The organism is Pseudoruegeria aquimaris (genome assembly GCF_900172235.1).
Lineage (GTDB): Bacteria > Pseudomonadota > Alphaproteobacteria > Rhodobacterales > Rhodobacteraceae > Pseudoruegeria > Pseudoruegeria aquimaris.
In genome coordinates this window covers 102,542-114,272 of record NZ_FWFQ01000003.1, presented here as the reverse complement: position 1 = coordinate 114,272, position 11,731 = coordinate 102,542, and the positions used below count along the sequence as shown (strand labels likewise).

Below are 11,731 nucleotides of genomic sequence, written 5' to 3'. Positions count from 1 at the left end.
TGATCGGTGCGGCGTGTCTGGAGCGCCGTGGACGCCGCCGGCTCAGAGGCTGTCGTCGTAGCCGAGGAGCGCGAAGTCGGGCTTGTAGATCTCCCGCACGATCGCCTCGGTTTGCGGGGTGTAATAGTCCTGGTAGGGCTTCTTCTCGGATTTGCTCTTGGTCTTGTTGATGTGGCGCAGGCGGAACTCGGGAAGCGCCAGCTCCTCCGCGATGGCGGAGAGATCGGCCTCAAGCCGTTCGAACCGCGCCAGCCGCTTGACGAGGAGGGTGCCGGCGCCGTCGGTCAGGTAATGGCTCTGGTTGGGCAGGCGCGCGAAGATCGTGTCCTTGCCGCGCGGCGGCTGCCGGCGGTAGTCGAGGTACTCCTCGAAGCTCAGCTGGCCCACCTTCTCGGCGATGTCCTTGATGCGGAACTGCTTCATGTATTCGTAGTGCGAAACCGCGTGATCGAAGGGGTTGCGCACGACGGAGAAGCTCAGGAAGCGCTCGAACACCTCCGGCCCCAGCTTGCGCACGAAGGTGCTGGCCGGATCGTGGTAGCGGAAATGCGCCTTGGCGGGGCTTTCGCGGAAGGGCAGGCGGCGGCTGAAGGAGCGCAGCAGCGAGCGGCCCTGCGGACGCCCGTATTTCTGGAAGGCGTCGGTCACGCTCATCCCCGCCGTCTTGGGAATGTGGACGAAGATGAAGTTGTATTGCGTCGAAATGATCATCGCCGGGGCCTTCCGTTGCGGTTCGCGCCCCTTTACCCCGAGCCGGCGGCGCGGGGCAAGCGGCTGGGCCGGGCATTGATGCGCGGCGGGCTTTGGCGTAAGCGGAAGGCAAAACGGGCGCAAGCGTGCAGGAAGGCCGGGCGATGACAACCGACAGCGATCACGTCAAACAGGCGATCACCACAAACCGCGAGGGGATCGACGCGCTCATCGCCGCGCTCGCCACGCCGGCGCTGGAGCAGGTCACCCAATCCGCCATCGACCTGATCTTCGCCATGAAGGGCCGGCTGATCGTCACGGGCCTGGGCAAATCCGGCCATATCGGCAGCAAGCTCGCCGCCACCTTCGCCTCCACCGGCACGCCGTCGTTCTTCGTGCATCCTTCCGAGGCCAGCCACGGCGATCTGGGCATGATCCAGGGCGATGACGTGATCCTGATGCTCACCTGGTCCGGCGAGACGCGGGAGCTGTCCGACATCGCCGCCTACAGCCGCCGCTTCGGCGTGCCGCTGATCCTGCTCACCGGCAACGGCGAGAGCAGCCTCGCGAAGGCCGCCGACGTGGTGCTGGCGCTGCCCCGCGCGCGGGAGGCCTGCCCCCACAACCTCGCGCCGACGACCTCGACCATGATGCAGCTGGCGATGGGCGATGCGCTGGCCATCGCGCTTCTGCAGAAGAAGGGGTTCACCGAAACCAGCTTCCACCGCTTCCACCCGGGCGGCAAGCTGGGGGCCTCGCTCACCCGCATCGCCGACATCATGGTGCCGCCGGAGGATCTGCCGCTGGTGCGGCCGGACCAGCCTGTGATCGACGTGATAGCCGCGCTGTCGGACAAGAGCTTCGGCATCGTCGGCATCGTTGACGGCGCCGGCATGCTGCAGGGGGTGGTGACGGACGGCGACATCCGCCGCTACCTCGAACGCCAGTCCGATGCGCCGATGCAGAAGGCCATGCGCGAAACCTTCGCCGATGCGATCATGACGCGCGATCCGATCACGCTGGAGCCGGGGCGGCTGTCGGCGCGCGCCCTTCACACGATGCAGGAGCGCAAGATTTCGGCCGCCTTCGTGGTGGAGGCCGGAAAGCCCGTGGGCCTCGTGACCGTGCTGCAACTGCTCAACGTCGGGGCGGCCTGAGCCTTGGGCTGGATGCTCTCGGCCTACCTCGGCTTTGCCCGCGTTTCGGGCCCGCTGTGGCGGCGGGCGATGGCCGGGCGGGTGAAGAAGGGCAAGTTGGCGGCCGATCGGGTGGACGAACGCTTCGCGCGCAACCTGCCGGCGCGCCCGCAAGGCCCGCTCCTGTGGTTCCACGCCCTGAGCGTGGGCGAAAGCCTGGCGCTGCTGCCGCTGATCGAGCGGGCGGGGCAGGCGCTGCCCGAGGCCCACTTCCTGCTCACCACCACCACCCAGACCTCCGCCGACGCGCTGGCGCGCGTGGGCCTGCCGCCGCGCTGCCGCCACCAGTTCCTGCCCGTCGATACCCGCGCCGCGGTGACGCGGTTTCTGGATCACTGGCAGCCCGTGGTGGCGGTGTTCTCCGAGATGGATTTCTGGCCCGCCGTGATCGTCGAGGCCGACCGGCGCGGCATTCCGCTGGCGCTCATCAACAGCCGCTTCTACGCGCGCAGCGTGGAGAGCCGGGGAAAGCTGCGCGGGCTCTACGCGGACGTGCTGTCACGCTTCTCCACCTGTCTCGTGCAGGATGCGGAGTCCGCCCGCCATTTCGCCGATTTCGGCGTCGCGCCGGAGAGGATCTCCGTCACCGGCGCGCTGAAGGGCGCGGCGCGGCCGCTGGCGGCGGATCCAGACACATTGGCAGAGCTTCGGACGCGCATCGGTGCGCGGCCCGTCTGGCTGGCGGCGGCCACGGAAGCTGCCGAGGACGCGGCCATGCTCGCCGCCCACGCAGCGCTGCGCGAAAGCTTCCCGGATGCGCTGTTGATCATTGCACCGCGCAACATCGGCGTTGGGCCGGAGGTGGCCGCGCAGGCCCGCGCGCGTTTCGGTGCGGCGGGGCTGCGTTCGGCGGGGGAGCCGCCGGACGGCGCGATGGCCGTCTACGTGGCTGATACGCTGGGCGAGATGGGGCTCTGGTATCGACTTGCGCAGGTGGCCTTCATCGGGCATTCCTTGCCGGTGCGCGAGGTGCCCTACCTGGGCAAGAACCCTTTCGAGGCGGCGGCGCTCGGCTGCGTCATCCTGCATGGCCCGCAGGTGGAGGATTTCGCCGAGAGCTACGCACAGCTCGATGCCGCCGGCGCGGCCATCGCGGTGGCCGACGCGCAGGCGCTGCCGAAGGCGGTGATGGCCGGGCTCGACCCCGAGCGCCGCGCCGCGCTCACCACGGCCGCGCGGGGCGTCATCGAGGCCCGCGGCCGGGTGCTGGAAGAGACGTGGCAGGCCATCGCGGCGCTTGTGCCCGCCCGCTCGGAAAGCGGTGCACGCGGGGGTTGACAATCTTTCCATTCCCTCCGATAAGCGCGCTTCCTGCGGGCATGTGGCGCGCGGGCTATGGTGAATCACGCCCCGAGATGGGCGCGCCGTTCGCAGGCACCAAACGCCGAAACACCTGATTTCGGGGCCGAAGGACGCGGGATACGAAGGAAAAGCACATGTTTGCGGTTCTGAAGACCGGCGGCAAACAGTACAAGGTTCAGAGCGGTGACGTTCTGCGCGTTGAGAAACTGGCTGCAGATGCTGGCGAGAAAGTTCAATTCAACGAGATTCTGATGGTCGGCGCCAAGGTTGGCACGCCCACCGTCGAAGGTGCTGCCGTGCAGGCCGAAGTGATCGACCAGATCAAGGGTGAGAAAGTCATCCACTTCGTCAAGCGTCGCCGGAAGCACTCCTCCAAGCGCACCAAGGGCCACCGTCAGCAACTGACGCTGGTCCGCGTGACCGACATCCTGGAATCCGGCGCCGAGAAATCCGGCGTGAAAGCCGCCATCGGCGCGGGTTCCGTCTCCGCCGCTGCTGTCGAGGCTGCCGCTCCGGCACCCAAGAAAGCCGCGAAGAAAGCGGAAAAGAAGGCTGAAGCCCCCGCCGCCGCGGCCGGTGCCGATGACCTGAAGAAGCTCTCCGGCGTCGGACCGGCCCTGGAGAAAAAGCTGCACGCTGCCGGCGTGACGTCCTTCGCGCAGATCGCCGCCTGGACCGAAGCCGACGTTGCCGAGTTCGACGAGAAGCTCTCGTTCAAGGGCCGCATCGAGCGTGAAGGCTGGATCGAACAGGCCAAAGAACTGGCCAAAGGCTAAGGAGAGAACGCATGGCACACAAAAAAGCAGGCGGTTCATCCCGTAACGGTCGCGACTCCGCTGGTCGCCGCCTTGGTGTGAAGAAGTTCGGTGGCGAAGTCGTCATTCCGGGCAACATCATCGCGCGTCAGCGCGGCACCAAGTTCTGGCCGGGCCAGAACGTGGGCATGGGCAAGGATCACACCATCTTCGCGAAAGAAGAGGGCACGGTCACCTTCCACAAGGGCCTCAAGGGCCGCACCTTCATTTCGGTCCTCCCGGTGGCGGAGGCCGCTGAGTAAGCCGAAACCTTTTGAAGGTAGATATTCAGGGGATCGGCGGAAACGCCGGTCCCTTTTTTGATGTATTGCTGCCTTGCAGCCGATTGGAGTTCAGATGGGCGTCGCGACGGGATCCTTCCTGCTGTTTGCCGCGAGCCAGGTGGCGACGCCGGGCCCGGCCAACATGGCGCTGCTGACCACCGGTGCGCGCTACGGGCTGAGGGCGGCGATGCCCTTCGTGCTGGGCGTGGTCGCGGGCAAGCAGCTCATCATCTGGCCGATCGGCCTCGGCCTCATGGGGCTGGCCGAAACTGTGCCCTGGGTGTTCGAAGGCCTGAAATGGGTCTCCGCCGCCTACATCTGCTGGCTGGCTTGGCGCGTGGCGAACCTGCGCCTCGCGCCGGGCGAGGCCAGCGGCAAGGCCCCTGGCTTCTGGGCGGGGCTGCTCGTGCACCCGCTGAACCCCAAGGCCTGGGCCATGATCACCGCCGGGTTCACGGCCTTCGTGAGCCCCGGCACCCCCGCCTTGCAGGCGACGGCGACGATCGCCATCTGTCTGTGTATCTGCCAGCTCGTGTTTCACCCGATCTGGACCTGGGGCGGGGACCGCATCGCCGCACGTGTCGCTGGCACGCCGGCGGAAAGATATCTCATGGGGACATTGGCCGCCCTCACCGTGGCCAGCGTTCTCTTCGTGCTCTTCGGAGGAGGAACGGCATGAAAATCGAAGCGATCATCAATCAGCCCGTGATCGAAACGGAGCGCTTCACGCTGCGCCCGTTGCGGCGTTCGGATGCGGGGCTTCTGGCCATGTATGCCGGCGACCGCCGCGTGGCGGAAGGCACGCGTTCGATCCCGCATCCGCTGCCGCCCGGCGCCATCGAGGCCTTCATCACCCGCTCCACGGCGGATGACAGGATCGAGGACGTCTGGGTGATGGACGGCACCGCCCACGGCGGGCCCGAGGTGCAGGGCGTCATCAGCCTCAAGCCGGAAGGCGAGGGGCGTTCGGTGATCGGCTACTGGGTGGCGCCGCTGTTCTGGAACACCGGCCTTGCTTCCGAGGCCGTCGCCGCGCTGCTCGCGGCGAATCCGCAGAACTGCAAGACGATCTTCGCGGAAGTCTTCCAGGACAACCCGGCCAGCGCCCGCGTGCTGACCAATGCCGGCTTCGCCTACATCGGCGATGCCGAAACCTACTCCGTGGCCCGTGGCGCGAACGTGCCCACGTGGACATATCTGAAGAAACTCGCCTGAGGCGGCCGGTGATTTCGGCCTTTGCGGCGCCGTTGCGCCGCAAAGGCTTGAGCCTGCTGCCTTTCTGAATTATCGCACCCCATGAAAGGGTTGGCTCGCAATGAAATTCCTCGATCTCGCTAAGGTCTACATCCGCTCCGGCGCGGGCGGCGGGGGGTGCGTCAGCTTCCGGCGCGAGAAGTTCATCGAATACGGTGGCCCCAACGGCGGCGACGGCGGGCGCGGCGGCGATGTCTGGGCCGAGGCCGTGGACGGGCTGAACACGCTCATCGACTTCCGCTACCAGCAGCATTTCTTCGCCAAGAACGGCCAGCCCGGCATGGGCAACCAGCGCACCGGTGCCGACGGCAAGGACATCGTGCTGCGCGTGCCCGTGGGCACCGAGATCCTCGACGAGGACGGGGAGACCCTGATCGCCGACATCACCGAGGTGGGCCAGCGCGTGCTGCTGGCCAAGGGCGGCAACGGCGGCTTCGGCAACCTCCACTTCAAGAGCGCCACCAACCAGGCGCCGCGCCGGGCCAATCCGGGCCAGCCGGGCGTGGAGCGCACCCTCTGGCTGCGGCTCAAGCTGATCGCGGACGTGGGCCTGTTGGGCCTGCCCAACGCGGGCAAATCCACCTTCCTCGCGGCCACCTCCAACGCCCGGCCCAAGGTGGCCGACTACCCGTTCACCACGCTGCACCCCAATCTCGGGGTCGTCGGCGTGGACGGCGTGGAATTCGTCGTCGCCGACATTCCCGGCCTGATCGAAGGTGCTTCGGAGGGGCGCGGGCTGGGCGATCTCTTCCTCGGCCACGTGGAGCGCTGCGCGGTGCTGCTGCATCTCGTGGACGGCACCTCGGGCGATCCGGTGAAGGATTACGAAACGATCATCGGCGAGTTGGAAGCCTACGGCGGCGCTCTGGCCGAGAAGCCACGGGTGACGGTACTCAACAAGATCGACACGCTCGACGCGGAGGAGCGCAGCTTCATCAGGGAAGAGCTGGAGGCCGCCGTTGGTGGCCCCGTCCTGCTGATGTCGGGCGTGACCGGCGAAGGGGTTGAGGCCGTCCTGCGCACGCTGCGCAGCCAGATCGACGAGAACCGCCTGCGCGTCAGGCGCGAGGAAACCGGGGGGGAGGAACCCGAGGCATGGCAGCCCTGAAGGATGCGCGCCGCCTCGTCGTGAAGATCGGGTCGGCCCTGCTGGTCGATCGCGCGACCGGGGATCTCAAGACGGACTGGCTGAAGGCGCTGGCCGCGGACGTGGCCGCCGCCAAGGCGCGCGGCAGCGACGTGGTGCTGGTGTCCTCCGGCTCCATCGCGCTGGGGCGCGGGGTGCTGGGGCTGCCCGCCGGGGCGCTCTCGCTCGAACAGAGCCAGGCCGCGGCCGCCGTCGGCCAGATCCGGCTCGCCCGTGCCTACGAGGAGGCGCTCGCGCCCCACGGGATCACCACCGCGCAGGTGCTCGTGACGCTGGAAGACAGCGCCAACCGCCGGCGCTACCTCAACTCCCGCGCCACGCTTTCCCAGCTCCTGGGGCTCGGCGCCGTGCCCATCGTGAACGAGAACGACACCGTCGCCACCGACGAGATCCGCTTCGGCGACAACGATCGCCTCGCGGCCCAGATCGCGGTGACGGTGGGCGCCGATCAGCTCGTGCTTCTGAGCGACGTGGACGGGCTCTATACCGCCAACCCGGCGCAGGATCCCGATGCCCGGCGCTTCGACGTGGTGGAGGAGATCACGCCCGAGATCGAGGCCATGGCCGGGGACGGCATCTCGGGCCTCTCCAAGGGCGGAATGAAAACCAAGCTCATGGCGGCGAAGACCGCGATGGGCGCGGGCTGCGCCATGGTCATCACCGAGGGCAGCCGGCTCAACCCGCTGTCGGCGCTGGACGCGGGCGCGCCCTGCACCTGGTTCCTGCCGAAGGAGGATCCGGCCGCCGCGCGCAAGCGCTGGATCCTGTCGATGAAGCCGCAGGGCGAACTGCGGGTGGACGCGGGCGCGGCGAAGGCGCTGGCGCAAGGGACATCGCTGCTGCCGGCGGGCGTGACGGAGATTCACGGGGATTTCGGACGGGGTGATCCGGTCTCCATCCTGGGCCCATCGGGGGAAACGCTGGGCAAGGGGCTCGCGCGCTACACGGCGGAGGAGGCCCGCCGGATCCGGGGCCTGCGCTCCGGTGACATCGAGGGCGTTCTCGGCTACACAGGCCGCGCCGCCCTCATCCACAGGGATGACATGGTGCTCTAGGCGGGGCCGCGCGTGGAAAGACGCCGCCGCCGGGCCCGGAGCGCCGCGAGGATACGAGGAACACGCACCATGAAAGACATGGAAAACATCGCCGAAATGATGGCCGACATCGGCGCCCGCGCGAAGGCCGCCGCGGCGGAACTGGGCTTTGCCTCCGCCGAGCGCAAGCACGCCGCGCTGATCGCCGCGGCCGAGGCCGTCTGGGCGCGGCGGGGCGAGATCATCGCCGCCAACGCCAAGGACATGGAGTTCGGCCGCGAGAAGGGGCTCAGCCCGGCGATGATGGATCGCCTGATGCTGGACGAGGCCCGGATCCGCGGCATCGTCGACGGGCTGCGCGCCGTGGCCGAGCAGAAGGATCCGGTCGGCGAAATCATCACCGAGTGGGACATGGCATCGGGCCTGCACATCCAGCGCGTGCGCACGCCGCTCGGCGTGATCGGGGTGATCTACGAAAGCCGCCCCAACGTGACGGCCGATGCCGGCGCGCTCTGCCTGAAGGCCGGCAACGCGGTGATCCTGCGCGGCGGCTCGGAGAGCTTCCACTCTTCCGGCGCCATCCACGCGTGTCTGCAGGAGGGGCTGCGCGCCGCCGGCCTGCCCGAGGACGCCATCCTGCGCGTGCCCACCCGCGACCGGGCCGCCGTGGCGGAGATGCTGAAGATGGTGGACACGATCGACGTGATCGTGCCGCGCGGCGGCAAGGGGCTCGTGGGCCTCGTGCAGCGCGAGGCGCGCGTGCCCGTCTTCGCCCATCTCGAAGGCATCTGCCACATCTACGTGGACGCCAAGGCCGATCCGGAGAAGGCCAGGGCCGTGGTGCTGAACGCCAAGACCCGCCGCACCGGGATCTGCGGCGCTGCCGAATGCCTGCTGATCCACAAGGACGTGGCCGCGGGCCTCGGCCAGGCGCTCGTGGACATGCTGAAGGAGGCCGGCGTCGAAGTGCGCGCCGGCGAAGGGCTTGTTGGCTCCGTCCCCGCCGGCGAGGAGGATTTCGGAAAGGAATTCCTCGACATGATCATCGCGGCGAAAGTGGTCGAGGACATCGACGGGGCCATCGCCCATATCCGCAGATACGGCTCCAACCACACCGATTGCATTCTCACCGAGGATGACGCCGCCGCGGCTCGTTTCTTCGCGCGGCTGGACAGCGCCATCCTGATGCGAAACGCCTCCACCCAGTTCGCCGACGGCGGCGAGTTCGGCATGGGGGCGGAGATCGGCATCGCAACCGGCAAGATGCACGCCCGCGGCCCGGTGGGGGCCGAGCAGCTGACGAGCTTCAAGTACCTGGTGACGGGCGACGGCACCATCCGCGGCTGATCCGCGATTGCACTGCGTGGCCGGGGGCGGGCAGGGGGCTCTGCCCCCGCCGCGCCTTGCGGCGCGCCTCCCCCGAGGTATTTTTCGCGAGAGGAAAGGCGCCGCGCTCAGAGGCGGAACAGCAGCCTTTCCTCGGCCTCCTCGACTTCCGGTGAGAGGCCTTCGGTGGCGATGTCATCTGCCAGCAGGGCAAATTGCACCGTGGCCGCGGAGGGCGCCTCGGGGCGGCGGCCGGCCAGCATCGGCTCCCACAGGTCGGGTTCGCGCAGGACGCGGGGGCCCGTGGCGGTGAGGGCGAGGCTGCGGCCATCGCTGTCGGCGACGAGTCGGCCGCCGCGCGGCAGCGCCGGCAGCAGGCACAGCAGCATCAGGAAGGCGCGGCGCAGGTGTTTCCTGGCGAGATCCTCGTCGATCCGCCAGGCGATCTCGTGCCGGGAGCCGGTGGTGAATCCTTCGATGATGGCGCGGATCTCGGGCGCTGCGACCGGTGCGGAATCGCGCGCCGGACCGAAGGCGATACGCAGGAATTTCACGCGGGACTGGGCGTTCCGGACCGAGGCCTCCAGAAGCTCGACTTCCGGGGCGGGGGCGTCGAGCGTGAGCAGCAGCAGCTCAAGGCCGTTTCCGATTGCGCCGAGAGGGTTTATCACGTCATGGCAGATGCGCGCGCCGACGAGGCCGGCGAGATCGTCTGTGAGGCGTTCAGGCAAGAGGATCATCCTTGTGACAGGCAAAACGGGAACCACGAACGATTTTCTCGAACCCGGCATGTTGGTGCGCCATCCGCAGCAGCCCGACTGGGGGCTGGGGCAGGTGCAATCCAACATCGACGGGCGGATTACCGTGAATTTCCAGGAAATGGGAAAGGTCGTGATCGACGGGCATCGGGTGCAACTTCTGATCCAGTACGAGTAACGGAACGGCCACGCAGGGTGACGGGGCCGGTGACGGGCAAGCGGATCGGATCACGCCTCGAGAACAACCTTAGGATGAGCCCTCGCCGGGCGCAATGTTGCAATTTCGCCGGCGTGCCCCTAGAACCCGCCCACTGCTGCAAAATAGCCGGGGCCCATGTATTCGCAGGCACAGAAATTCGTCGTTCGGCTGGCCGAAAACGACGCCGACATCGAAGCCGCCCAGCGGCTGCGCTACGAGGTCTTCGTGGAAGAGCTCGGCGGCGACGGCGCGCTCGTGGATCACGAGGCCCGGCTGGAGCGGGATGCCTTCGATCCCCATTACGATCACCTGCTGCTGATCGATCCGGCGGCGCCGCAGGGGGTGCCGGGCGGTGTTGTCGGCGTCTATCGCCTGCTGCGCAGCGACAAGCTCGACGCCGTGGGGCGGTTCTACAGCGAGGATGAATACGATCTCGAGGTCCTGAAGTCCTCGGGGCGGCGCCTGCTGGAGCTCGGTCGCTCCTGCCTGCATCCGGCCTACCGGGGCGGCACCGGCATGTATCACCTCTGGAACGGGCTGGCCGGCTACGTGCGCAGGCACGGGATCGAAGTGCTCTTCGGTGTGGCGAGCTTCCACGGCACGGACGTGCAGGCCCTGGCCGCGCCGCTGTCGCTGCTGCACCACCGCCACCTCGCGCCCGAGGATCTGCGGGTGCGGGCGCGGCCCGGGCATTTCCAGCGGATGGATCTGCTGCCGGAGGCGGGGATCGACCGCAAGGCCGCGATGCTGGCGACGCCGGCGCTGATCAAGGCCTACCTGCGGCTCGGCGGCTTCGTGGGCGAGGGCGCCTACGTGGATCACGCCTTCAACACCACCGATGTCTGCCTCGTGCTGGACACGGCCCGGATGAACGACCGGCAGCGCGCCATCTACGCGCGGGAGCACGGGGCATGAACGTGACGTGGAATTCCGAGGATCGGCCGCAGGCCGGCGCGCCGCTCGCGTGGCAGGATTGGCTTCGCGTGGCCTGGCGTGGCCTGGCGTTGGCCGCCCTGACCTTCGGCGGTCTGCTGATCCTGCTCCTGCTGCGCCTCATCGAGCGCCCGCTCTACGGCGTGGAGCGCCCGATCACGCCCTATGTGACGCAGTTCGTCTGCCGCAATGCCTTCCGCATTCTCGGCATGGGCTATGCCACCGTCGGCGCGCAGATGCGCCAGAAGGGGGCGGTGGTGGCCAACCACGCCTCCTGGCTGGACATCTTCACCCTCAACGCCCGCAACCGCGTCTATTTCGTGAGCAAGTCCGAAGTGGCCGGCTGGCCCGGCATCGGCTGGCTCGCGCGGGCGACGGGCACCGTGTTCATCACCCGCGACCCAAGGCAGGCGCGCGCCCAGAAGGAGATCTTCGAAGCGCGGCTCAAGGCGGGCCACAAGCTGCTGTTCTTTCCCGAGGGCACTTCGACGGACGGCCGCCAGGTGCTGCCCTTCAAGCCGACGCTCTTCGAAGCCTTCTTCGCCGACGGTCTGCGGGAGATCCTCTGGGTGCAGCCGGTCAGCGTCGTCTACCATGCGCCGGAGGGCGAGGATGCGCGCTTCTACGGCTGGTGGGGCGACATGGACTTCGCCACCCACCTATTGAAGACGCTGGCGGCCCGGCGGCAGGGCAGCGTGGAGGTGATCTATCACGCCCCGGTGAAGGTTTCCCATTTCCCGGGGCGCAAGGCATTGGCGCGCCATTGCGAGGCCGCCGTGCGGCAGGGCTTCAACGACTATCTCGCGTGAGGACT

14 protein-coding genes are annotated in these 11,731 nt (G+C 68.1%); 12 read left to right on the top strand and 2 right to left on the bottom strand.

From position 1 onward, the window contains the following. Positions 1–42: 42 nt before the first annotated feature. Positions 43–711, bottom strand: a complete 669-nt coding sequence (locus tag PSA7680_RS03375) for a sulfotransferase family 2 domain-containing protein (protein ID WP_085867251.1) — start codon at positions 709–711, stop codon at positions 43–45. Between the two features lie 143 nt (positions 712–854). On the opposite strand from PSA7680_RS03375, the gene PSA7680_RS03370 reads away from it, so the two are divergent. The 9 genes from PSA7680_RS03370 to PSA7680_RS03330 all read left to right on the top strand — a co-directional run bounded on the left by PSA7680_RS03370 (position 855) and on the right by PSA7680_RS03330 (position 9,048). Then, the gene (locus PSA7680_RS03370) at positions 855–1,847 is read left to right on the top strand and encodes a KpsF/GutQ family sugar-phosphate isomerase (RefSeq protein WP_085867250.1); all 993 of its coding nucleotides are present in this window, start codon (positions 855–857) and stop codon (positions 1,845–1,847) included. Positions 1,848–1,859: 12 nt separating this feature from the next. Beyond that, on the top strand, positions 1,860–3,164 hold the full coding sequence (locus tag PSA7680_RS03365) for a 3-deoxy-D-manno-octulosonic acid transferase (RefSeq protein ID WP_245824434.1): 1,305 nt from the start codon (positions 1,860–1,862) through the stop codon (positions 3,162–3,164). Between the two features lie 158 nt (positions 3,165–3,322). After that, entirely contained in the window at positions 3,323–3,964 is a 642-nt protein-coding gene (locus PSA7680_RS03360; protein WP_085867248.1) for a 50S ribosomal protein L21, read from the top strand. Positions 3,965–3,975: 11 nt separating this feature from the next. Continuing rightward, positions 3,976–4,245: a 50S ribosomal protein L27 gene (rpmA, locus tag PSA7680_RS03355; RefSeq protein ID WP_085867247.1), complete on the top strand. Its 270-nt coding sequence runs from the start codon at positions 3,976–3,978 to the stop codon at positions 4,243–4,245. A 94-nt stretch (positions 4,246–4,339) separates the two neighbouring features. Further along, a complete protein-coding gene (locus tag PSA7680_RS03350; RefSeq protein WP_085867246.1) occupies positions 4,340–4,945 on the top strand; it encodes a LysE family translocator in 606 nt (201 codons plus the stop codon). After that, entirely contained in the window at positions 4,942–5,481 is a 540-nt protein-coding gene (locus PSA7680_RS03345) for a GNAT family N-acetyltransferase (protein WP_085867245.1), read from the top strand. The genes PSA7680_RS03350 and PSA7680_RS03345 overlap by 4 nt, the downstream gene beginning before the upstream one ends. 100 nt (positions 5,482–5,581) lie before the next feature. Then, entirely contained in the window at positions 5,582–6,628 is a 1,047-nt protein-coding gene (obgE, locus tag PSA7680_RS03340; protein WP_085867244.1) for a GTPase ObgE, read from the top strand. Further along, positions 6,616–7,722: a glutamate 5-kinase gene (proB, locus tag PSA7680_RS03335; RefSeq protein WP_085867243.1), complete on the top strand. Its 1,107-nt coding sequence runs from the start codon at positions 6,616–6,618 to the stop codon at positions 7,720–7,722. The genes obgE and proB overlap by 13 nt, the downstream gene beginning before the upstream one ends. Before the next feature lie 69 nt (positions 7,723–7,791). Next, positions 7,792–9,048: a glutamate-5-semialdehyde dehydrogenase gene (locus PSA7680_RS03330; protein WP_085867242.1), complete on the top strand. Its 1,257-nt coding sequence runs from the start codon at positions 7,792–7,794 to the stop codon at positions 9,046–9,048. 107 nt (positions 9,049–9,155) lie between these two features. On the opposite strand, the gene PSA7680_RS03325 is transcribed toward PSA7680_RS03330, so the two are convergent. After that, complete coding sequence (locus PSA7680_RS03325; protein ID WP_176244071.1) at positions 9,156–9,758, bottom strand: histidine phosphotransferase family protein; 603 nt, start codon at positions 9,756–9,758, stop codon at positions 9,156–9,158. A gap of 58 nt (positions 9,759–9,816) precedes the next feature. Here PSA7680_RS03325 and PSA7680_RS03320 point away from each other — a divergent pair, with 58 nt between their 5' ends. The 3 genes from PSA7680_RS03320 (at position 9,817) to olsA (ending at position 11,726) form a co-directional block, all read left to right on the top strand. Beyond that, positions 9,817–9,963 (top strand): DUF3553 domain-containing protein, encoded by a 147-nt coding sequence (locus PSA7680_RS03320; RefSeq protein ID WP_085867240.1) that lies wholly within the window; start codon positions 9,817–9,819, stop codon positions 9,961–9,963. 156 nt (positions 9,964–10,119) lie between these two features. After that, complete coding sequence (olsB, locus tag PSA7680_RS03315; protein WP_085867239.1) at positions 10,120–10,899, top strand: L-ornithine N(alpha)-acyltransferase; 780 nt, start codon at positions 10,120–10,122, stop codon at positions 10,897–10,899. Next, positions 10,896–11,726, top strand: coding sequence for a lyso-ornithine lipid O-acyltransferase (gene olsA, locus PSA7680_RS03310; RefSeq protein ID WP_085867238.1), 831 nt, complete (start codon positions 10,896–10,898; stop codon positions 11,724–11,726). The genes olsB and olsA overlap by 4 nt, the downstream gene beginning before the upstream one ends. The last annotated feature ends 5 nt before the right edge of the window (positions 11,727–11,731 follow it).